This window comes from Achromobacter sp. Bel (assembly GCF_012928505.1).
Taxonomy (GTDB): domain Bacteria; phylum Pseudomonadota; class Gammaproteobacteria; order Burkholderiales; family Burkholderiaceae_B; genus Achromobacter.
The window spans coordinates 45094-67779 of sequence record NZ_JABBJN010000007.1 but is presented as its reverse complement, the minus strand read 5'-3'; the positions used below and the strand labels follow the sequence as shown (position 1 = coordinate 67779).

The 22686-nt window shown below is 65.7% G+C and carries 19 protein-coding genes; 18 read left to right on the top strand and 1 reads right to left on the bottom strand.

Annotation, left to right across the window (positions count from 1 at the left end):
* Positions 1–52 precede the first annotated feature (52 nt).
* A complete protein-coding gene (locus HG262_RS06825) occupies positions 53–1297 on the bottom strand; it encodes an NnrS family protein (protein ID WP_169270295.1) in 1245 nt (414 codons plus the stop codon).
* Positions 1298–1511: 214 nt separating this feature from the next.
* Here HG262_RS06825 and HG262_RS06820 point away from each other — a divergent pair, with 214 nt between their 5' ends.
* The 18 genes from HG262_RS06820 to HG262_RS06735 all read left to right on the top strand — a co-directional run bounded on the left by HG262_RS06820 (position 1512) and on the right by HG262_RS06735 (position 22658).
* Positions 1512–2783 carry a nitrate/nitrite transporter gene (locus HG262_RS06820; protein WP_248293262.1) on the top strand — a complete coding sequence of 424 codons (1272 nt, stop codon included), beginning with the start codon at positions 1512–1514 and terminating at the stop codon, positions 2781–2783.
* 42 nt (positions 2784–2825) lie between these two features.
* Positions 2826–4211, top strand: a complete 1386-nt coding sequence (locus tag HG262_RS06815; protein ID WP_169270294.1) for a NarK family nitrate/nitrite MFS transporter — start codon at positions 2826–2828, stop codon at positions 4209–4211.
* Positions 4212–4367: 156 nt separating this feature from the next.
* Positions 4368–8129, top strand: coding sequence for a nitrate reductase subunit alpha (locus HG262_RS06810; protein ID WP_169270293.1), 3762 nt, complete (start codon positions 4368–4370; stop codon positions 8127–8129).
* Positions 8126–9694: a nitrate reductase subunit beta gene (narH, locus tag HG262_RS06805; protein WP_169270292.1), complete on the top strand. Its 1569-nt coding sequence runs from the start codon at positions 8126–8128 to the stop codon at positions 9692–9694. The genes HG262_RS06810 and narH overlap by 4 nt, the downstream gene beginning before the upstream one ends.
* Positions 9695–9708: 14 nt before the next feature.
* Positions 9709–10356, top strand: a complete 648-nt coding sequence (gene narJ, locus HG262_RS06800; protein WP_169270291.1) for a nitrate reductase molybdenum cofactor assembly chaperone — start codon at positions 9709–9711, stop codon at positions 10354–10356.
* An 18-nt stretch (positions 10357–10374) separates the two neighbouring features.
* On the top strand, positions 10375–11058 hold the full coding sequence (narI, locus tag HG262_RS06795; RefSeq protein ID WP_169270290.1) for a respiratory nitrate reductase subunit gamma: 684 nt from the start codon (positions 10375–10377) through the stop codon (positions 11056–11058).
* A gap of 25 nt (positions 11059–11083) precedes the next feature.
* The gene (locus HG262_RS06790) at positions 11084–11848 is read left to right on the top strand and encodes a peptidylprolyl isomerase (protein WP_169270289.1); all 765 of its coding nucleotides are present in this window, start codon (positions 11084–11086) and stop codon (positions 11846–11848) included.
* Complete coding sequence (gene moaA / locus HG262_RS06785; protein WP_169270288.1) at positions 11845–12843, top strand: GTP 3',8-cyclase MoaA; 999 nt, start codon at positions 11845–11847, stop codon at positions 12841–12843. The genes HG262_RS06790 and moaA overlap by 4 nt, the downstream gene beginning before the upstream one ends.
* 1 nt (position 12844) lies before the next feature.
* Entirely contained in the window at positions 12845–13504 is a 660-nt protein-coding gene (locus tag HG262_RS06780; RefSeq protein ID WP_169270287.1) for a carbonic anhydrase, read from the top strand.
* Positions 13501–13998 (top strand): molybdopterin-guanine dinucleotide biosynthesis protein B, encoded by a 498-nt coding sequence (gene mobB, locus HG262_RS06775; protein ID WP_169270286.1) that lies wholly within the window; start codon positions 13501–13503, stop codon positions 13996–13998. Before HG262_RS06780 ends, mobB begins: the two co-directional genes overlap by 4 nt.
* Positions 13999–14044: 46 nt before the next feature.
* Positions 14045–15982, top strand: a complete 1938-nt coding sequence (locus tag HG262_RS06770; protein ID WP_169270285.1) for a type IV pili methyl-accepting chemotaxis transducer N-terminal domain-containing protein — start codon at positions 14045–14047, stop codon at positions 15980–15982.
* A gap of 12 nt (positions 15983–15994) precedes the next feature.
* Positions 15995–16657, top strand: a complete 663-nt coding sequence (locus tag HG262_RS06765) for a response regulator transcription factor (RefSeq protein ID WP_169270284.1) — start codon at positions 15995–15997, stop codon at positions 16655–16657.
* Positions 16658–16740: 83 nt separating this feature from the next.
* Positions 16741–17757, top strand: a complete 1017-nt coding sequence (locus tag HG262_RS06760; protein WP_169270283.1) for a peptidase U32 family protein — start codon at positions 16741–16743, stop codon at positions 17755–17757.
* Positions 17754–18647, top strand: coding sequence for a U32 family peptidase (locus HG262_RS06755; RefSeq protein WP_169270375.1), 894 nt, complete (start codon positions 17754–17756; stop codon positions 18645–18647). Before HG262_RS06760 ends, HG262_RS06755 begins: the two co-directional genes overlap by 4 nt.
* Complete coding sequence (locus HG262_RS06750; RefSeq protein WP_169270282.1) at positions 18644–19081, top strand: SCP2 sterol-binding domain-containing protein; 438 nt, start codon at positions 18644–18646, stop codon at positions 19079–19081. Before HG262_RS06755 ends, HG262_RS06750 begins: the two co-directional genes overlap by 4 nt.
* A gap of 154 nt (positions 19082–19235) precedes the next feature.
* Positions 19236–20588, top strand: a complete 1353-nt coding sequence (locus HG262_RS06745) for an MFS transporter (protein WP_169270281.1) — start codon at positions 19236–19238, stop codon at positions 20586–20588.
* On the top strand, positions 20585–21604 hold the full coding sequence (locus HG262_RS06740) for a histone deacetylase family protein (RefSeq protein WP_169270280.1): 1020 nt from the start codon (positions 20585–20587) through the stop codon (positions 21602–21604). The genes HG262_RS06745 and HG262_RS06740 overlap by 4 nt, the downstream gene beginning before the upstream one ends.
* 70 nt (positions 21605–21674) lie before the next feature.
* Positions 21675–22658 (top strand): LysR family transcriptional regulator, encoded by a 984-nt coding sequence (locus HG262_RS06735; protein WP_248293261.1) that lies wholly within the window; start codon positions 21675–21677, stop codon positions 22656–22658.
* The last annotated feature ends 28 nt before the right edge of the window (positions 22659–22686 follow it).

The window sequence follows — 22686 nt, the reverse complement described above, 5'->3', positions numbered from 1 at the left end:
GCGCCGGCCGGCGCCGCCGCGCACGCTACCTGCGCCACCTGCGCTACCTGCGCTACGTGCGCCGGGCCACGGGCATCACGCGCATCACGGGCGCTGCCGGCTTGGCGGCGTCGGTGCGCGGCCGGATCATCATCGGGAAGAAGCGCCACAGGTACAGCCCCAGGGCCAGCACCCAGGCCGTGGTCGACGCGTGCAGCAAGCCGACCGTGGCGGCGGTGGGCAGCAGGGCGGTCAGGCGAAGCAGCGCCGCCAGAATCATCAGCACGTAGCTGGCCACCATGCTGCGGTCGGTTTGCAGCGGCCGCCCCAGATGGCCCAGCGCGGTGCGGGTGACCATGCCCAGGATCAGCACCGAAAAGCCGGCCACGCCGACCACATGAGCGGGCCAGGCCGCTCGAATGACATAGCCGGCCAGGTGTGCGGCCCCAACCAGCAAGCCGATCCCCAGCCCCAGATAGCCCGCATACAGGATCCATAGCAGCGGTACGCGCCGCACGGCCCAGGGCTTCCACGACACCCATTGCACCAGCGCGATGAGGCCCGTCGCCGCCAACGCCAATGCGGCCCCGCGCGGCGCGCCAGCCACCAGGCAGGCGATGGCGGCCACGCCCAACGCCAGTTGCCAATGCCCGCTACGCGTGTGCGCCGGGATGTCCAGGCCCGCCACCGCGCGCTTGGCGAAGAAGGGCAGGACGCGGCGCGCGATCAGCAGCGTCAATACCGCCATGCACAGCAACCCGGCGTTGAAATAGCGCATCAGGGCCAGATAGTCGCCCTGCACGACGGCCCACAGGTACATCGCGTTGGCGACGGCCAGCCCCAGCAGCAGGAAGGGCACGCCCGCATTGCGCTGGTTGCGCGTGACCCAGACGGCGCGTCCCAAGGCGGCGGCGCCCCACAGGGAAAACGCCAGATCGGCAGCGGCCGCCACCAGGAACGCAGGCCGGCCCGGCATCAGGTAGCCTGCGCGCGCCACGATCCACAGCAGGCAGAGGCCGGCCAGCGCATTGCCGCGCAAGGGGTTCTTGCCCGTCCAGTTGGCGCCCGCCGTCAGCAGGAAGCCCACGGCGATGGTGGCGACGAAGCCCCACAGCATCTCGTGCGCGTGCCAGAACATGCCGCCCATCACGCCGGTGATGCGCGCGGGCGCATGTACCCACAGCCACACGGACGCCAGCGCCCAGAAACAGCCCGCCAGGTACAGCGGACGGAACCCCATTTCAGTGAATGCGCGCCATTGGGGGCGGGGCTGCCGGGGCGAAGCAGCGGGTTCGTCGATGGTCATCAGCGGTGGCATGGCGGTCTGTCAGATTAAAGGTGTATTTCAAATGCATATTAATCCTGCGTCCGGTAGCCCGCCAGCGCGGTTGTTTGATCTGGCGCAAACCCACCCGGGAACCCCGCAGTGACTAGGCACATTGGCAGGGCCGGATGGTCAGCCGGCGAATGGCGGCGAGGGCGCCGGATCCCTAGGCTAGCTGCATGTATTCGTGAGCCAAGCGAGAGTAACCATGACAGCAGCAATTTCCCCGTCCGGCAGGCCGATGCGGGTCCTGATTTCCAGCACGTTCGCCTTCACCATCTGTTTCGCGGTCTGGATGATCTTCGCGGTGCTGGGCATCCCCATCAAAGCCCAGTTGGGCCTGTCCGAAACGCAGTTCGGCCTGTTGGCCGCCATGCCGGTGTTGACCGGCTCGCTGGTGCGGGTGCCGCTGGGCATCTGGACCGACCGTTATGGCGGCCGCCCGGTGTTCTTCATCCTGATGCTGCTGGCGGTGGTGCCGATCTGGCTGCTGTCCTATGCGACCGAATACTGGCAGTTCCTGGTGCTGGCGTTGTTCGTCGGCCTGACGGGCGGCTCGTTCTCGGTCGGCACGCCCTATGTGGCGCGCTGGTTTCCGCGTAGCAAGCAGGGGTTGGCGATGGGCGTGTTCGGCGCGGGCAATTCCGGGTCGGCCATCACCAAGTTCGTGGCGCCGGCGCTGATCGCGGCTGCGGGTGGCGCCTGGGTGATTGTGCCGCAGGTGTACGCCGTGGCGCTGCTGGTCACCGCCGTGCTGTTCTGGATGTTCTCGGCCTCCGACCCGGCCCACCGCGTCACGCGCGGCGCGACCCTGTCCGCACAATTCGCCATGCTGAAGGACCCGCGAGTCTGGCGCTATTGCCAGTATTACTCGGTGGTGTTCGGTGGCTATGTCGCGCTGGCGCTGTGGATGACCAAGTACTACATCGGGGAATACGGCTTCGATATGAAGCTGGCCGCCTTGCTGGCCGCCTGCTTCTCGTTGCCCGGCGGCGTGCTGCGCGCCCTGGGCGGGTGGATCTCGGATCGCCACGGCGCCTACAAGACCACGTGGTGGGTGATGTGGGTGTGCTGGGTGGCGTTCTTCCTGCTGAGCTATCCGCAAACCGAATTCACCATCATGACGGCCAACGGCCCGCGCAGCTTCGGTATCGCGCTGGGTCCCGTCTCGTTCACCGTGCTGCTGTTCATCGTCGGCATCGCCATGGCGATCGGCAAGGCCTCGGTGTTCAAGTTCATCTCGGATGAATTCGGCGAAAACATCGGCGCCGTGTCCGGCATCGTCGGCCTGGCAGGCGGCCTGGGCGGTTTCGTGCTGCCCATCCTGTTCGGCGTGCTGCTGGACCTGACCGGCGTGCGCTCCAGCGCTTTCATGCTGCTGTACGGCACGGTCTGCGTCTCGCTGATCTTCATGCACTTCAGTTTCCGGCCCGAAAGCGCGGCCAGTGCCTCGGCGGCGGTTGCCAAGCAAGCCGCCTGAACCCGTACCTGATCCCTCCCACCCAAGCAAAGAGCCTTCACCATGTCTACTCAAGTCCTATCGCGTTGGGAGCCGGATAATCCCGGTTTCTGGAAGCAGACCGGCGCCCGCGTCGCCAATCGCAACCTCTGGATCTCGATTCCGGCGTTGATGCTGGCGTTCAGCATCTGGATGCTGTGGAGCGTGGTGGTGGTCAACCTGGACCGCGCCGGCTTCATGCTGTCCAAGAACCAGTTGTTCTGGCTGACCGCGCTGCCCGCGCTGTCGGGCGCCACCTTGCGCATCTTCTATTCCTTTCTGGTGCCGGTCTTCGGTGGCCGAAAATGGACCGCCATTTCCACGGCCTCGCTGCTGATTCCGGCATTGGGCATGGGCTTCGCGCTGCGCGACCCGACCACCTCGTTTCCGACCCTGCTGATCCTGGCGCTGCTGTGCGGCCTGGGTGGCGGCAACTTCAGTTCCAGCATGGCCAACATCAGCTTCTTCTTCCCCAAGGAAAAGAAGGGCTTGGCCACGGGCCTGAACGCCGGCATCGGCAACCTGGGCGTATCGCTCGTGCAGTTCGTGGTGCCGGTCGTGATCTCGGTGGGCGTCTTCGGCGTGGCCGGCGGCGCGCCGCAGGAAATCACCGTCAACGGCGTGCAGCAGAACCTGTGGCTGCAGAATGCGGGCTTCATCTGGGTGATCCCCATTGCCATCGCGGCCATTGCCGCATGGTTCGGCATGAACGACATCGCCGACGCGCGGGCATCCTTCGCCGACCAGGCCGTGATTTTCAAGCGCAAGCACAACTGGCTGATGTGCTGGCTGTACGTGGGCACGTTCGGCTCCTTCATCGGTTTCTCGGCGGGCTTCGCCATGCTGACCAAGACGCTGTTCCCGCAGGTCAACCCCATGGCCTACGCGTTCCTGGGGCCACTGGTGGGTTCGTTGACGCGCCCGGTGGGCGGCTGGGTGTCTGACAAGCTGGGCGGCGCGCGCGTCACGCTGTTCACGTTCGCGGGCATGATCGCCGCGGTGCTGGGCGTGGTGATGTTCCTGCCCGTGGGCGGCCAAGGCGGCGACTTCAACGGTTTCCTGGCCATGTTCATCGTGCTGTTTGCGCTGACCGGCCTGGGCAACGGGTCCACCTTCCGCATGATCCCCGTGATCTTCCTGCGCGAACGCACCCAGGCGGCCCAAGGCAAGGGCGCGGCGGGCCAGAAGCAGGCCATGAGCGAAGCGGCCAAGGAATCCGCCGCCGTGCTGGGCTTTTCGGGCGCCATCGGGGCCTACGGGGGCTTCTTCATTCCCCGCAGCTTCGGCACGTCGCTGGAAATGACGGGCGGCGTCCAGGCGGCGTTGTATTGCTTCATCGGCTTCTACGCCACTTGCATGCTGATCACCTGGTGGTTCTACGCGCGCCGCAACGCGCCGGTGCCTTGCTGAACGCGCGCCGCGCACGCGGCCGGGGTGACTAGTCACTTTGCCGCGTCCGGCCTGTGCCACTGGCGAATAGGCGGGGGACAGAGCGGGGCCTAAAGTGGTTTCAACGGCATTGATCGCAGTACGCGCCGGCCAGGCCGGCGTTCTTGGAGAAACACAATGAGTCATTTTCTGGACCGGCTGAAGTTCATGTCGCGGGTGAAATCCACCTTCGCGGACGGCCACGGCGAAACGGTCAATGAAGACCGCAAGTGGGAAAACGCCTATCGCTCGCGCTGGCAGCACGATAAGGTCGTGCGTTCGACCCATGGCGTGAATTGCACGGGTTCGTGCTCGTGGAAGGTGTACGTCAAAAATGGTCTGATCACCTGGGAAACGCAGCAGACCGACTATCCGCGCACACGTCCGGACCTGCCCAACCACGAGCCTCGTGGCTGTCCCCGGGGCGCGTCCTACAGCTGGTACGTGTATTCGGCGCAGCGCGTGAAGTACCCGATGATCCGGGGCCGCCTGATGGAAATGTGGCGCGAAGCGCGCAAGACCATGGACCCCATCGCCGCGTGGGAATGGATCAGCCAGGACCCCGTTCGCGCCAAGCGCTACAAGGCCATCCGCGGCCTGGGCGGCTTCGTGCGCGCCGATTGGGACACGGCCACCGAGATCATCGCCGCCGCCAACGCGCTGACCATCAAGAAGTACGGCCCCGACCGCGTGATCGGCTTTTCCCCCATCCCCGCCATGTCCATGGTCAGCTATGCCGCCGGCGCGCGCTACTTGAGCCTGCTGGGCGGCGCGTGCCTGAGCTTCTACGACTGGTATTGCGACCTGCCGCCCGCCAGCCCGCAGATCTGGGGCGAACAGACCGACGTGCCGGAATCGGCTGATTGGTACAACTCGACCTACCTGATGGTGTGGGGTTCGAACGTGCCCCAGACCCGCACGCCCGACGCGCACTTTTACACCGAGGTCCGCTACAAGGGCACCAAGACGGTCGCCGTGTCCAGCGACTTCGGCGAAATGGTCAAGTTCGGCGATATCTGGTTGGCGCCCAAGCAGGGCACCGACGCCGCGCTGGCCATGGCCATGGGCCATGTGATCCTGAAAGAATTCCACCTGTCGACAGACCCGTCGCCGTACTTCCAGGACTATGTGCGGCGCTACACCGACATGCCGATGCTGGTCCTGTTGAAAGAACGCGACGGCTTCTACGCGCCTGACCATTTCCTGCGGGCCTCGCACCTGGACGGCGCATTGGGCGAGCAGAACAATCCCGACTGGAAGACGCTGGTGCTGGACGCGCACAGCGGCGACCTGGTGGCGCCCAACGGCAGCATCGGTTTCCGCTGGGGCGAAGCTGCGGTCAACGGCGGCGAAAAGGTCGGCCGCTGGAACCTGGAATCCAAAGATGGCGGCAACGGCCGCGAGATCGAACCGACGCTGAGCCTGATCGGCGCGGGCAACGACGTGGTTGGCGTGGGCTTCCCGTACTTCGGCAGCGAACACGACGAACTGCTGGTGCGCAATGTGCCGGCGCGCCGCATCCGCCTGGCCGACGGCACGGACGCGCTTGTCGCCACCGTGTATGACCTGCAGATGGCCAACTATGGGCTGGACCGCGGCCTTGGCGGCGGCAATGTCGCCACGTCCTTCGACGACGACGTGCCCTACACGCCCGCATGGCAGGAAAAGCACACGGGCGTGCCGCGCGCGCAGGTGATCCAGGTGGCGCGCGAATTCGCGCAGAATGCGCACGATACCGAAGGCAAGTCGATGGTGATCGTGGGCGCCGGCCTGAACCACTGGTATCACATGGACATGATCTACCGGGGCATCATCAACATGCTGATGATGTGCGGTTGCGTCGGCAAGAGCGGCGGCGGCTGGGCCCACTATGTGGGCCAGGAAAAGCTGCGGCCGCAGTTCGGCTGGGCGCCGCTGGCGTTCGGGTCGGACTGGGTGCGCCCGCCGCGCCAGATGAACGGCACCTCCTTTTTCTATGCGCACACCAGCCAGTGGCGCCATGAAAAGCTGAACGTGCAGGAAATTCTGGGCCCGACCGCCGACCGCGCCAAGTACGGCGAACTCAGCATGATCGACCTGAACGCCCGCGCTGAGCGCATGGGCTGGCTGCCCTCGGCCCCGCAACTGCGCACCAATCCGCTGGACGTGGTGGACCAGGCCGAGGCCGCTGGCCGCGACCCCATCGCGCATGCCGTCGAGCAGTTGAAGTCCGGCGCGTTGCGCATGTCTTGCGAAGACCCGGACGATCCCGCGAACTTCCCGCGCAACATGTTCGTCTGGCGCTCCAACATCCTGGGCTCCAGCGGCAAGGGGCACGAGTACTTCCTGAAGTATCTGCTGGGCACGCAAAACGCGGTGTTCGGCGACGAAGGCGACGCGATCAAGCCCACGGAAGTCACCTTCCAGGACGACGCGGCCGAAGGCAAGCTCGACCTGCTGACGGTGTTGGACTTCCGCATGAGCACCACCTGCCTGTATGGCGACATCGTGTTGCCGACGGCCACCTGGTACGAGAAGGACGATCTGAACACGTCCGACATGCATCCCTTCATTCATCCCTTGAGCGAAGCGGTGCAACCGCTGTGGGAGAGCAAGACCGACTGGGAGATCTACAAACTGCTGGCCAAGAAATTCAGCGAGATCGGCGGGCCCTACCTGGGCAAGCGCCGCGACCTGGTGCTGACGCCCCTGATGCACGACACCCCGGGGGAACTGGGCCAGGCCTTCGAGCCGAAGGACTGGAAACTGGGCGAATGCGACCTGGTGCCTGGCAAGACCGCGCCGTCGATGACGGTGGTCGAACGCGACTACAACGACATCTACCGCAAGTTCACCTCGGTCGGTCCCTTGCTGGACAAGCTGGGCAACGGCGGCAAGGGCATCAACTGGAACACCGAGCACGAGGTTCACGAGCTGGCGGGCATCAATGAAAGCGTGGCCGACGCCGGGGTCAGCCAGGGCCGTCCGCGCCTGGATACCGCCATCGACGCCGCCGAAATGATCCTGACCTTCGCGCCCGAGACCAACGGCCACGTATCGGTCAAGGCCTGGGAGGCGCTGGGCAAGATCACCGGACGCGACCACAGGCACCTGGCCGCCGGCCGCGAGCACGACAAGATCCGCTTCCGCGACGTTCAGGCGCAGCCGCGCAAGATCATTTCGGCCCCCACCTGGTCGGGCCTGGAAAGCGAAGAGGTCAGCTACAACGCCGGCTACACCAACGTTCACGAACTGATCCCGTGGCGCACGCTGACCGGCCGCCAGCAGTTCTACCAGGACCACCGCTGGATGCTGGATTTCGGCGAAGGCTCTTGCGTCTACAAGCCGGCCATCGACACCAAGACGGTGGCGCCCATGCTGGGCCGTTACCCGAACGGCGAAAAGGAACTGGTCCTGAACTGGCTGACGCCGCACCAGAAATGGGGCATCCACAGCACGTATTCGGACAACCTCCGCATGCTGACGCTCAGCCGCGGCGGCCCCCACGTGTGGGTGTCGGAAACCGAAGCCAGGCAGGCCGGGTTGGTGGACAACGACTGGGTCGAAGTCTTCAACGTCAACGGCACCTTGACCGCGCGGGTGGTGGTCAGCCAGCGCGTGCCGGTGGGCATGTGCCTGATGTACCACGCGCAGGAAAAGATCGTGAACGTGCCGGGCGCCGAAACCAGCGGCAAGCGCGGCGGCATCCACAACTCGGTCACGCGCACGGTGCTCAAGCCCACGCACATGATCGGCGGCTACGCGCAGCAGGCGTACGGCTTCAACTATTACGGCACGGTCGGCGCCAACCGCGACGAATTCGTGGTGCTGCGCAAGATGAAGAAAGTGGACTGGCTGGAAGGCCCGCTCGTTGAAGACCCCGCCATGCAGGCAACGCAACAAAAAGAGAAGCAATCATGAGGATACGCGCCCAAATCGGCATGGTGCTGAACCTGGACAAGTGCATCGGCTGCCACACTTGCTCGGTCACCTGCAAGAACGTCTGGACCAGCCGCGACGGTGTCGAATACGCCTGGTTCAACAACGTCGAGACCAAGCCCGGCATCGGCTATCCCAAGGAATGGGAGAACCAGGAAAAGTGGAAGGGTGGCTGGAAGCGCACCGCCGCAGGCAAGCTGGAACCGCGCCAAGGCGGCAAGCTGCGCATCCTGGCCAACCTGTTCGCCAACCCGAACCTGCCGGCCATCGACGACTACTACGAACCCTTCACGTTCGACTACGAGCATCTGCAGAACGCGCCCTTGCTGCAGACGCCGCCCACCGCACGTCCCATTTCGGTCCTGACGGGCAAGAAGATGGAGAAGATCCATTGGGGACCGAACTGGGAAGACGACCTGGGCGGCGAATTCAGCTCGCGCAGCCGGGACGCGCTGTTCGAAGGCGTGCAGAAGGAGATGTACTCCACGTTCGAGAACACCTTCATGATGTACCTGCCGCGCCTGTGCGAACACTGCCTGAACCCGGCCTGTGTCGCCAGCTGCCCGTCGGGCTCCATCTACAAGCGCGAAGACGACGGCATCGTCCTGGTGGACCAGGACAAGTGCCGCGGCTGGCGCATGTGCATCTCGGGTTGTCCGTACAAGAAGATCTATTACAACTGGAGCAGCGGCAAGGCGGAAAAATGCACGTTCTGCTACCCGCGCATCGAAGCCGGCCAGCCGACCGTCTGCTCGGAGACCTGCGTGGGCCGTATCCGCTACCTGGGCGTCATGCTGTACGACGCCGACCAGATCGAGCGCGCCGCGGCCACCGCCGACGAGCAGGACCTGTACGAGTCGCAGCTGGACCTGTTCCTGGATCCGCATTCACCGGAAGTGATCGCCGCTGCACGCGAACAGGGCATTCCGGAATCGTGGCTGGAAGCCGCCCGCCAATCGCCCGTCTACAAGATGGCGGTGCAATGGCGCGTCGCCTTCCCGCTGCACCCGGAATACCGCACCTTGCCGATGGTCTGGTACATCCCGCCGCTGTCGCCGATCCAGACGGCCGCGGAAGCCGGCCAGATGCCGCAGCGCACCGTGGGCAAGAGCGCCATGATTCCGGACGTGTCCAGCCTGCGCATTCCCGTGCGTTACCTGGCCAACCTGTTGACGGCGGGCAAGGAAGCGCCGGTGCTGCAGGCCCTGGAACGCATGCTGGCCATGCGCGCCTATAAGCGGTCGGAAACGGTGCACGGCGAGCGCGACACCGCCTTGCTGGAACAGGTGGGCCTGACCGAGGCCACCGTGCAGGACATGTACAAGATCATGGCCATCGCCGACTACGAGGACCGCTTCGTCGTGCCCAGCAGCCACAAGGAAGTGGTGGAAGACAGCTTCAACGAGAAGGGCAGTTGTGGATTCACGTTCGGCAACGGCTGCTCTGGCGGCGTGTCCGAAGGCACTTTGTTTGGACGCAAGCCCCAAGGCAGTGAAATCTTCATCGAGATGCCCAAGTCCCGCAAGAAGGCCGCCCTGGCCCGCTAGGAAAGGAAAACACCATGAACATGTACCGCTTGCTTTCCGCCTTGCTCAGCTACCCCGAGCCCGACCTGCTGGACGCCCTGGGCGACGTGGAATCGGCGCTTGCCGCCGATCCGGACGCCGAGGAAGCCCTGCAGCCGCTGATCGCTTACCTGGCCACGAACGGCTTGATCGCCGTGCAGGAGAACTATGTGGCCACGTTCGACCGCAATCGCTCGCATTCGCTGCACCTGTTCGAACACGTGCACGGCGAAAGCCGCGACCGCGGCCAGGCCATGGTCGACCTGCTGGAGACCTACCGCGGCCACGGCTTCGAACCGGTCGTGTCCGAGCTGCCGGATCACGTGCCGTTGTTCCTGGAGTTCCTGGGCGTGATCGAGCCCGGGCAGGCGCAGGAACTGCTGGATGAAGCGATCCACGTGCTGGCCGCCATTGGCGCGCGGCTGGCCAAGGGGGGCAGCCCCTACGCCGGCATCTTCGCCGTGCTGCGCGCCCAGTCCCGGGTAATCCCGCGTGAACAGACCGAAGCGCCCGTGCGCGACATGGATGACGCCATGGAGACCTTCGGCGTCAGCCAGGACGGCGTGGAACCGCTGCTGCGGCCATTCTCGGGCGACGGCGCGCAAACCGTGCGCTTCTACCCCCGGGCGCCGGCCGCCCATTAATGCTCAGGACGACGCATCATGAATTCCCTGAATCAGTTTTTCTTCGGCATCTATCCCTATATCGCGCTGACGGTCTTCCTGCTGGGCAGTCTGGCGCGCTTCGAGCGCGAGCAATACACCTGGAAGACGGACAGCTCGCAACTGCTGCATCGCGGCCAATTGCGCTTGGGGAACATCCTGTTCCACGTCGGCATCCTGGGCCTGTTCTTCGGGCATCTGGCGGGGTTGCTGACGCCGGTCGTGGTCTGGGACACGCTGGGCGTCTCGCATACGCTGAAGCAGACGGTGGCGATGGCGGCCGGCGGCGTCATGGGCGGAATCTGCCTGATCGGCTTGTTGATTCTGATCCACCGCCGCCTGACCGATCCGCGCATCGCCCGCACGACGCGTCCCGGCGACAAGCTGCTGCTGTTGTGGATCCTTGTCACCTTGCTGCTGGGCCTGTCCACCATCGTGCTGTCGGCCGGCCATATGGACGGTGAAATGATGGTGCGCCTGATGACCTGGGCGCAGCACATCGTCACCTTCCAGGGCGACGCCGCCAGCCATGTCGCCGACGTGCCGCTGCTGTTCAAGGCGCATCTCTTCATGGGCCTGACGCTGTTCGTGATCTTCCCGTTCACGCGTCTCGTCCACGTCTGGAGCGGCTTTGCTTCGCTGGGCTATCTGGGCCGCGCGTGGCAGCTGGTCCGCCCGCGTTGAACCGACACGCACCCAGGAGCTGAACATGCCTGTCATCGTCAATGGCGTCGAACTGAACGACGCGGATCTGGAACGTGAACTGCCGCTGCACGCGGATGCCGGCAACCCGATGCGCCACGCGATCACCGCGCTGGTCTTGCGCCGGGTGCTGCTGGACGAGGCCGCCCGGCTCGGGCTGGCCGCGGGGAACGAGGAGGGCGCCATCAGCGCCTTGCTCGCCGCGCAGGCGCCGGCGCCCGAAGCCGACGACGCCGCCTGCCGCCGCTTCTACCAGATGCATCCGCAACGCTTCATGGTGGGCGAACTGGTCGAAGCCGACCATATCCTGTTCCAGGTCACGCCCAGCGTGAACCTGGACATGCTGCGCGCCCACGCCAACGTGGTGTTGCAGGAGCTGCTGGCCGACCCCTCGCGCTTCGCCGAGGTGGCGCGCGAGCAGTCCAATTGCCCGTCTGCCACGGTGGGCGGCAACCTGGGCCAGTTGGGCCGGGGCGACACCGTGCCGGAGTTCGAGCGCGCCGTCTTCGCGCTGCCCTCGGGTGGGTTGCTGCCGCATCTGCTGCAAACCCGTCACGGCCTGCACATCGTGCGGGTGACGCGCCGCATCGAAGGCCGGTTGCTGCCGTACCAGCACGTGGCCCAGCAGATCGCCCTGGCCCTGACCGCCATGAGCCGCGACACCGCCTGGCGCCAGTACACCAAGCTGCTGGTCGAGCGCGCCGACGTTCAGGGGATCGACCTTGAGGCGGGCGGCGAACCCGACCGCGTCTACGGCGGGAGCGCCGCATGATGGACGAGCCTGCTGCCGGACCTTTGATAGACGGATTCGGGCGCCGGATCGATTACCTGCGCGTTTCCGTCACCGACCGCTGCGATCTGCGTTGCAGCTACTGCCTGCCGAAAGACTTCAAGGGTTTCGAAACCCCGGCCAATTGGCTGCGCCATGACGAAATGGCCAGGCTGGTCGGCGTGTTCGTGGGCCTGGGCATCAGCAAGGTGCGGCTGACGGGAGGCGAACCGCTGCTGCGCCGGGGGGTGGCGGGCCTGGCCCGCGACATCGCCGCCATGCCGGGGTTGACGGATCTGTCCGTCTCCACCAACGGCACGCAATTGGCCCGGCATGCCGAATCCTTGCGCGCCGCCGGCGTGACCCGCCTGAACATCAGCCTGGACACGCTGGATGCCGCCGCGTTCAGCCAGATCACCGGACGGGATTGCCTGGATTCGGTGCTGGCGGGGTTGGCCGCGGCGCGGCAGGCGGGCTATTCGCCCATCAAGCTGAACAGCGTCGTGCACGCCGCCACGCCCGAGGCCGAGGTGCGGCGCTTACTGGATTACGCGGTCGAGCAGGGGTTCGTGCTGCGCCTGATCGAACCCATGCCGATGGGCGAATGCGGCCGGGGCTTCACGCATACCGACCTGAATGCGCTGGGCGCGCGCCTGGCGGCCGACGCGGGGCTGGTGCCGGCGCTGTCGGGTTCGGGCACGGGTCCGGCACGGTACTGGACGGCAGGCGAGGGCGCGCCGGTGCTGGGCGTGATCACGCCTATGTCGCGCCATTTCTGCGCCACCTGCAACCGGGTGCGCCTGGGCGTGGACGGCACCCTGTACCTGTGCCTGGGGCAGGAAGCCCAGGTGCCGCTGGGCAGACTGCTGCGCGGCGGGGCCGGCGACGCCCAACTGGCGAGCGCGATCCGGGCGGGCATCGCCGCCAAGCCCGAACGCCACGATTTCGTGAGCCGCCCCGATCGCATCGTCCGGTTCATGGCGCAGACGGGGGGCTGAGATGGGAGACATCGAACGTTTCATCGACGGCTTCCAACGCTTCCAACAGCAGTATTACGAACAGGCGCCCGCGCTGTACCGAAATTTGCGCGACGGCCAGCACCCCAGCACGCTGCTGATCGGCTGCTGCGATTCGCGGGTGGATCCCGCCATGATGCTGGGCTGCGACCCCGGCGACATCTTCGCTGTGCGAAACGTGGCCAACCTGGTGCCCCCCGCCAGCGCCGACCGGGGCCTGCAGGGCGTGCTGGCAGCGATCCAGTTCGCCGTGGAGCAACTGCGGGTCAGCCGCGTCATCGTGCTGGGGCATGCGCATTGCGGCGGCATCCGGGCGCTGATGGAGCGTCGTACCCGCAGCGACGGCGAAACCGATTACCTGGAACGCTGGATGGACATCGCCGAACCGGCCCGTCACCGTGTGCTGCGCCAGATGCCCGCCGCCACCGACGCCGAGCGCCGCCGCGCCTGCGAGCAGGCGTCCATCCTGATCTCGTTGCGCAACCTCGAGGACCTGCCGTTCGTGCGCCGCGCCGTCCAGGCGGGCGATCTGACGCTGCACGGCTGGTACTTCGACCTGGTGGCCGGGGCATTGCTGGCATACTCGCCGCGGGCGGACGCGTTCCTGCCCATGGTCTGTCCCTTGTTTACGGAGCATGCATGACCCCAGTTTTCGGTATTGCCGGCCGGTCCGGCAGCGGCAAGACCACCCTGATCGAAGCCATGTTGCCTTTGCTGGCGGCGCGGGGCTTGCGGGTGAATGTCATCAAGCACAGCCATCACGACTTCCAGATGGAGCCGCCCGGCAAGGACAGCGCGCGCTTCCGGCTGGCCGGCGCGCAGGAAGTGATGGTCGCATCGCCGTACCGCTACGCCATCGTGCACGAGCTGCGCAACGCGCCCGAGCCGTCGCTGGCGCAACAGCTGGCCCGCCTGTCGGCGGCCGATCTGGTGCTGGTCGAAGGCTTCAAGCAGGCGGCGATTCCCCGGATCGAAGTCTATCGGCCCGCGCTGGGCAAACCGCCGCTGCATGCCGAAGACGTCAGCTTCCTGGCGGTCGCGACCGACGTGCCGCTGGACTCCGGATTGCCCTGCCTGCCGTTGAACGACCCGGCGCGCGTGGCGGATTTCCTGTGCGGCGCGCTGGGCCTGGAATGAAGGCGACTACACTATCAGCCGTGCCGCCCCGCCTGTACCGATCTTCATGACGCCTTCCTCACCCATCGTCGGGCTTGATGGCCTGCCTTCCCCCTGGCATCGCCTGTCCACACGCATCATCGCCAGTTCGCTGGTGGCGCTGGTGGTCGTGCTCTCGATGATCAGCTGGACGCTGTGGCTGTCCTGGCAACTGGAAGGCGCGGGCGCCGCTATCAACGACACGGGCAGCCTGCGCATGCGCGCCAACCGTGTCGCGGTCGAACTGATGCGTCCGCAGGCGGGCCGCGAGGTCCGCACCCAAGAGCAGATCGCGGTGCTGGACGAAACCATCGCGCGGCTGGCGCGGGGCAACCCGGCCCGCCCGCTTTTCATTCCCAGCAACGCGGAGATCCGCGCGCAATGGCACGACGTGGCCACTTACTGGCAAGACGTCATGAAGCCGGCCGCGCTGCGTGCGATCGGGCAGCCCGACTCGGCGGCGTATCTGCAGACATTGCCTGAATTCGTCTCGCGCGCTGACACGCTGGTAGGGATGATCGAACAGGACAACGCCGGCAAAACCACGTCGCTGCGGTTGTCGCAGGGCATCCTGGCGGCGATCGCCAGCGCCGGCACGCTGGCGATGATCTATCTGCTGTATTTATGGATCATCGCGCCCGTGCTGCGTTTGCGCGACGGCTTGAAGCGCATGGCCGAACGCGAATTCAGCACGCGGATGCCTGTGGAAAGCCAGGATGAATTCGGCCTGCTGGCGCGCGGCTACAACCGCATGGCGGACGAACTGCAAGACCTGTACACCAGCCTGGAACAGCGCGTCGAGCACAAGACCGCACAGTTGGCCGCGCAGAACCGCGACATCGGCGCGCTGTACGACATGGCGGCCTTTCTGAACCAGCCCAATGAGATCGAAGCCATGTGCGACGGCTTCCTGCGCCGCGTCATGCTGCAGTTCGACGCCGAAGGCGGCAGCATCCGCGCGCTGGATCCCACCAATGAAAAGCTGAACCTCGTGGTGTCCGTGGGCTTGTCCGACGCACTGGTGGAATCCGAGCATTGCATGAAGGTGGACGACTGCTACTGCGGCGTGGCGACGCGGCAGGCCGGCGTCATCGTCATCCAGGATTTTCGCCAGTCGCCGCCCGAACTGGACCTGAACTGCCAGCGCGATGGCTTTGCCAGCGTGGCGGTGTTCCGCATCGTGACCCGCGACGAGGTCCTGGGATCGTATTCGCTGCATTTCCGCCAGCAACGCCGTCTGGCGCCCTCCGATTCCCAGTTGCTGGAAACCCTGGGCCAGCACTTGGGCGTGGCGCTGGACAACCGGCGGTTAAGCGCCCAGGCCCGGCAGCTGGCGGTGGTCCAGGAACGCGGACTGGTCGCGCAGGGCCTGCACGACAGCCTGGCGCAGGGCCTGAACTTCCTGAACCTGCAATTGCAGATGCTGGACGCGGCGGTCAAGCGCGGGGACCAGGAAGAGATCACCGAGATCCTGCCGTTGCTGCGTACGGGCGTGGATGAAAGCTATCAGGACGTGCGCGAACTGCTGACCAACTTCCGCAGCAAATTGGGGCAGGGGGATTTGCAGGCCGCCATCGAATCCACGGTAGACCGTTTCCGGCGGCAGACCGGCATCGACACGGACCTGCGCTTTGGCGGGGACGAAGGCGGGCCGCTGCCGCCCGAGCAGCAGCTGCAAGTGCTGTTCATCCTGCAAGAGGCGCTGTCCAACGTGCGCAAGCACTCCGAGGCCAGCCAGGTCTGGGTCTTGGTCAGCAACGAGCGCGATTTCTCGTTGTCGATCCGCGATAATGGGCAAGGCTACGACCCTGCTGAAGTGGCCGCGCGCGGCGAGTCCCATGTCGGCCTGCACATCATGCAAGAGCGCGCCGCGCGGATGCGCGCCGTGATAAACCTCGAATCCCAGCCCGGCGCCGGCACGCGCGTCGCGCTGACTTTGCCTGGCAGTGAACGCCAGGCCGCCTGACACGTTCCGAACATGCCTATCCGTATCCTGCTTGTCGATGACCATACGCTGTTCCGCTCGGGCGTGCGCCTGCTGCTGCAACGCCAGCCCGATTTTGAAGTGGTGGCCGAGGCGGGCGATGGCGTCGAAGGCATCAAGCGCGCCAAGGAGCTCAAGCCCGACGTGGTGCTGCTGGACTTGAACCTGCCTGGCCTGTCCGGCCTGGAGACGCTGCAATTGCTGACGCAGGATCTGCCGTCCTGTGCGGTCATCATCCTGACGGTTTCCGAAGAGGCCGATGAGCTGGGCCAGGCACTGCGCGACGGCGCCCGCGGCTATCTGGTGAAGAACATCGACGCCGAGGTGCTGACCGCCGCCATCCGCCGCGCCGCGGCCGGCGAATCGGTCATCGCCGAAAGCATGACCGCCAAGCTGGTCGACCAGTTCCGCGGGCAGGCCACGCTGGCGGCGCAGGCGTCCGGCAACGCGGAACGTCACCGGCTGACCGCGCGCGAAACGCAGATCGTCCAATGCCTGGCGCGCGGCGCCAGCAACAAGGTCATTGCGCGCGAGCTGGACGTCAGTGAAAGCACCGTCAAGATCCACGTGCAGAACGTGCTGAAAAAGCTGAATCTGACCAGCCGCGTGCAGGTTGCCGTGTACGCCGTGGAACACGGCTTGCATTCCGACGAATAGCGCCGCGTTTTTCGGCGCGCGGGCGCAGTCGGATTTGATCTGCGACAAGGCCCGGATGGCGGCCGGCCCCTAGACTGGCCGGCATGCAAACTCGAACCTCTCCCATCGAGCTCGTGGCCCCCGCCGGCAGCCTGGCTGCCCTGAAAGCCGCCATCGAGGCGGGCGCCGACACCGTCTATCTCGGGCTCAAGAATGCGACCAATGCCCGCAACTTCGCCGGGCTCAACTTCACCGAAAGCGACATCCGGGCTGGCGTTGAGCTGGCGCACCGCAAAGGGCGCCAGGTGCTGTTCGCCATCAACACGTTCGTGCAGGCAGGCCGCGCGCAGGAGTGGCGCGACGCGGTGGATGCTGCCCATGGGCTGGGCGCCGACGCGGTCATCATGGCCGATCCCGGGCTCCTGGCCTACGCCAGCGACCGCTATCCTGATTTGCGCTTGCACCTGTCGGTGCAGGGCTCCGCCACGCATGCGGATGCCATTGAACTGATGAAAGAGCAGTTTGGCATTCGGCGCGTGGTGCTGCCGCGCGTGCTGACCCTGGCCGAAGTCGCGCGTATCTGCGCCAACGTCAGCGTGGAAGTCGAAGTCTTCGGCTTCGGCAGCTTGTGCGTCATGGCGGAAGGCCGTTGCCTGCTGTCGTCCTACGCCACCGGCGATTCGCCCAACAACAAAGGCGTCTGTTCCCCCGCGCACGCCGTGCGCTGGGTAGAAGAGAACGGCCGCATGGACGCGCGCCTGTCCGGCATTCTCATCGACCGCTACGAACCCGGCGAACCCGCTGCCTATCCCACCCTGTGTAAAGGCCGCTTCGAAGTCGACGGGCAGGCCGACCACGCGCTGGAAGAGCCCACCAGCTTGAACGCCATCGGCCTGTTGCCGCAGCTGGCGGAAATGGGCGTGTCCGCCATCAAGATCGAAGGCCGTCAACGCAGCCCGGCCTATGTCACGCAAGTGGTGTCCACGTTGCGTGCGGCGCTGGACAGCGTGCATGCCGATGCCGCGCGCTATTCCCCGCGCCCCGAATGGAACGCCTTGCTGGCGCGCCACGCGGAAGGATCCCAAGTCACCCAAGGCGCATTTGAACGTCCATGGAAATGAAACCGAACGCATTCCAGATATCCGTCGGCCCGTTGCTGTACTACTGGCCGCGCCAGCGCACGCTGGACTTCTACGCCGATCTGGCCGATAGCCCGGCCGACATCCTCTACCTCGGCGAAACGGTCTGTAGCCGCCGCCACGAACTGCGTGCGGACGATTGGCTGGATCTTGCCCGAGACCTGCGGGCCGCCGGCAAGACCGTGGTGCTATCGGGCCGAACGCTGATCGAAACCGGCGCGGAGGCGCACGCGCTGAAAAAGCTCTGCGGCCAGGACGAGTTCATGGTCGAGGCGGGCGAATTGGGCGCCGTGCGGCACTTGGCGGGCCGTGCTTTCGTGGCGGGCCCCCACGTCAACGCCTATCACGGCGGCACGCTGCAATGGCTGGCCAGCCAGGGCGCGGTGCGCTTCGTGGCGCCGCTGGAAATGGATGGCGGCACGCTGGCGCGCTTGCTGGAGGAGCGCCCGGTGGATCTGGCCGCCGAAGTGATGGTGTGGGGCCGCATGGCGCTGGCCTTTTCGGCGCGCTGCTTTACCGCCCGGCATTTCCGGCTGAAGAAGGACGATTGCGGCTTCCGTTGCATCGAACACCCGGACGGGCTGGACATGCGCACCCGCGAGTCGCGCGAATTCCTGGGCATCAATGGCATCCAGGTGCAATCCGCCGCGTGCCTGGACTTGCTGGCGCAGGCGCCCGAGCTCGCCCGCATGGGCGTCGACGTCCTGCGCGTCAGCCCGCAGTCGGCCGGCACGTTGGAGGCGGTGGCCGCGTTGGACGCGACGCGTGGCGGCGGCGAACCCATGCCGGTTGCGCCGCCCGCCGGCATCGGCCGGTGCAACGGCTATTACCACGGCCGCTCCGGCATCGAATTGCTGGAGGCCGCGGCATGAGCACCGCCTTGAACCTGGACCCGCCGGCGTGGGTCGCACGCCTGGGCCGGCGCCTGCCCGCACCGTTTGTCTCGCTGCACTTCGTGGCGGGGCTGGAGCTGGCGCGACGGCTGAATTGGCTGCAGCCTACGCCGGAACTGAACGGCCGCAGTTTCGGCATCACCATCGAAGACCTGGGCCTGCGTAGTGCTTTTACGGTGCGCGACGGTGCATTCCGGCCGGCGTGGGACCGGGCTCCTTGCGAACTGGAGTTGGGCGCCAAGCTGGCCGACCTGTTCAGCCTGATGCGGGCGGAAACCGACGCGGACACCTTGTTCTTTCAACGCCGCCTGCGGATTTCGGGCGACACCGAGCTTGGCCTGATCGTGAAGAACTGGCTGGACGCCGCGCCGCGTCCGGCCTGGTTGCAGCGGCTAAATGGGGTAGCGGGCTAGACGCGCAGCGGCAGCGCGCAATTGCATGAAAATAAGGGTTTTTACTCATTAGCCAAAGTAATTTGGCGGATAAGAAATAAGAATTTTTCTTATGGTGGGGCCGGGGCTATAACAGCGGGCTGATAGACCTCAACCTACCGTAAGAGAGATAAACATGAGGGGAAAACCTGCGACGGGGCACCAGCCGGTGCGCGCGTCGAGCGCCGCTTTCGTCGGCACGATGATCGAGTGGTACGACTTCTACATCTACGCCACCGCCGCGGCGCTGGTGTTCGGCAAGCTATTTTTCCCATCGGCCACAGGCTTCTACGGAACCCTGGCCGCCTTGGGCACGTTCGCGGTGGGCTTCTTCGCCCGGCCGTTGGGTGGCGCGATCTTCGGCCATATCGGCGACAAGATCGGCCGCAAGAAATCCCTGGTGATCACGCTGGTCATGATGGGCACGGTGACCGTGCTGATCGGGCTGCTGCCCACCTATGCGTCCATTGGCTTCTGGGCGCCCGTCCTGCTGATCCTGCTGCGCATTGTGCAAGGGATCGCCGTGGGGGGCGAATGGGGCGGGGCGGTGCTGATGGCCGGCGAGCATTCGCCGGACAAGAACAAGCGCACCTTCTTCGCGTCGTTCGCGCAATTGGGCAGCCCCGCCGGGCTGATCCTGTCGATGCTGATGTTCAAGCTGGTGACGGGCCTGGATGACGAGGCGTTTCTCAGTTGGGGATGGCGCGTGCCGTTCCTGTTTTCGGCGGTGCTGCTGATCGTGGGCTTCGTGATCCGGCTAAGCGTCAACGAATCGCCGGATTTCCTGGCTGACAAGCAGGCGCAGGCCGACCGCGCCAAGGCCACCCCGTCCCACAAGCCGGCCACACCCGCCCAGGCGCCGCTTGCGCAGGTGCTGCGCGGCGCGCCCCGCCTGCTGATACTGGCGGTTGGCGCCAACGTGCTGGGCATTGCCGGCTTCTACTTCACCAACACGTTCATGATCGCCTACACCACGCAGTACGTGGGCCTGAACCGGGCGGTGATCCTGGACTGCCTGCTGGTCGTGTCGATCATGCAATTCTTCATTACGCCGCTGGCCGCCTATATCGCCAGCCGGGTCGGCAACTTGCGGTTCCTGGGCGCGATGGCCTTCGTGTCGATGTTCACGCCTTACGCCATGTTCAACCTGGTCGACCAGGGCTCGCTTACCAGTATTACGCTGGGCGTCGGCGTGGCGGTATTCTTCATGGGCGCCTACTACGCGGTGATCGCGGGCTACGTCAGCGACAGCTTTCCGACGAGCATCCGCTACACCGGGATCTCGATGGCTTATCAGCTGTCGGGCGCGATCTTCGGCGGTTTGACGCCGTTGCTGGGCACCGTGCTGGCCGAGAACTTCAAGGGCCAGTGGTGGCCGCTGGCGTTGCTGTTTTCGGCGATTTCTTTGCTTTCCCTGGTTTCCGTCCTGCTGCTGGGCAATGCTGGCCAGCGCACCGAGCAATTCCAACTGAAGGATCAGCAAGCATGAAGGCATTTTTTCACGACGACCAGAAGCTGCACCATCCGCAGACATATTTTTCGCGCGGCAAGATGCGCACGCCCCAGGAAGTGCCCGCGCGGCTGGACGGCCTGGTGCAAGCGGCGAAGAAGCTGGGATTCGACGTGCAGACGCCGGCTGATCACGGCGCGGGGGCCTTGTCGGCCGTGCATTCCCTGGACTATCTGCAATTCCTGCAAAGCGCCCATGAAGACTGGATGAAGCTGCCGGGCGATTGGGGCGGCGAAGTCGTCTCCAACGTGTTCGTGCGCGAACCCAACGCGCTGCGCGGTGTGCTGGCCAAGGCCGGTCGCTACCTGGCCGACGGCAGTTGCCCGGTGGGTCCGCAAACCTGGCAGTCGGCCTATTGGTCGGCCCAGTGCGCGGTCGCCGGCGCCGAAGCCGTGCTGGCGGGCGACCGCCACGCCTACGCGATCTGCCGGCCGCCCGGCCACCATGCGCGTCGCGACGCCGCAGGTGGGTTCTGCTATCTGAACAACGCCGCCATTGCCGCCCAGCACTTGCGGTCGAGGTACCGGCGTGTGGCGATCCTGGATACCGACATGCATCACGGCCAGGGTATCCAGGAGATCTTCTACGAGCGCAATGACGTGCTGTATGTGTCGATCCACGGCGATCCCGAGAACTTCTACCCCGTGGTCGCGGGCTTCGAGGACGAGCGCGGCGCGGGCGAGGGCTACGGCTACAACATCAACCTGCCGATGCCCCACGGGTCGCCCGAATCCGTGTTCTTCGACCGCCTGGCCCAGGCGCGCCGCGCGATCGACCTGTTCCAGCCGGACGCGCTGGTGCTGTCGCTGGGCTTCGACATCTTCGAGAAAGACCCCCAGGCCATGGTCAGCGTCACGGAAGACGGCTTCGAGCGCCTGGGCCGCGAGGTCGGGGGCCTGCGGCTGCCGACGCTGATCGTGCAGGAAGGCGGCTACTATATCGAAGGGTTGGAATCCAACGCGTCGCGGTTTTTTGCGGGGCTGGCCGGCAGGTGAGGCGCGCGGCGCCGGCATGGCCAGCGGGGGTTCGGAATCCGTCCATTTTTTTGATCCCGTCCGCGAAGCCATGCCTCAGCCGCCCGCCCGAAAACCGACCTCGCCGCCCACCGCGCTGACGCTTGCGCCCGAACGCATGGACTGGAACCTGCTGCGCACCTTCATGTTCGTGGTGCAGGAGCGCGGGGTCGGCCGGGCGGCGCAGGCGCTTCATCTGAGCCAGCCTGCGGTCAGCCAGGCGCTCAAGCGACTGGAAGAGGCGGTGGGCGGCTTGCTGCTGCACCGGCGCAACGGCGAATTCCGCTTGACGGGCCTGGGCGACGAGATCTACGCGATCGCCCGCGACATGTACGGCACGATGGCGCGCATCGAGAACGCCGCGACCCAGGACAAGGCCGAAATCGCGGGAACGCTGCGGCTGCTGGTGATGAGCAAGGTGCAAAGCCCGGCATATGACGACTTCCTGGCGCAATTCCATCGGCGTTACCCCAAGATCGAATTCCATATGGACGTGCTGCCCAGCGCGGCCATCCTGGATGCGCTGACCAAACGCGTGCCGGCGCTGGGTATCTGCCTGTGCCGCAAACCCGTGGATGGGCTGGAACGCCGCCTGTTCCTGCGCCACCACTACGCGGTCGTCTGCGGGCGCCATCATCCGCTTTTCTCCAAGCAGCGGGTCAGCATCGAAGACCTGATGGATCAGAATTTCGTGTGCTTCGCCAGCGACCAGATCGGCGACACGCTGTCTCCGCTGACTATCTTCCGCGACCAGCAGGGGTTCACGGGCCGGATCGTGGGTACGTCGTCCAATATCGAAGAAGTCCGGCGCATGGTGGTGGCCGGCATCGGATTGAGCTTCCTGCCGGAACACTTGATCCGCCAGGATGTGGTCAACGGCGAACTGCGGCGCTTGCCGCCGGCCGAATCCGTGGCCGAGATGGACGTCTTCCTGACCTGGCACAAACAGCGCAAACTCACGGCGGTCGAAGTGGCGTATCTGAATGCGTTCGACCGCTTTCTGAACCGCACGCCTTTGGGGTCTCGGGCGGGGTGATTGCGCAAAGACGAGGAGGGCGATGCCT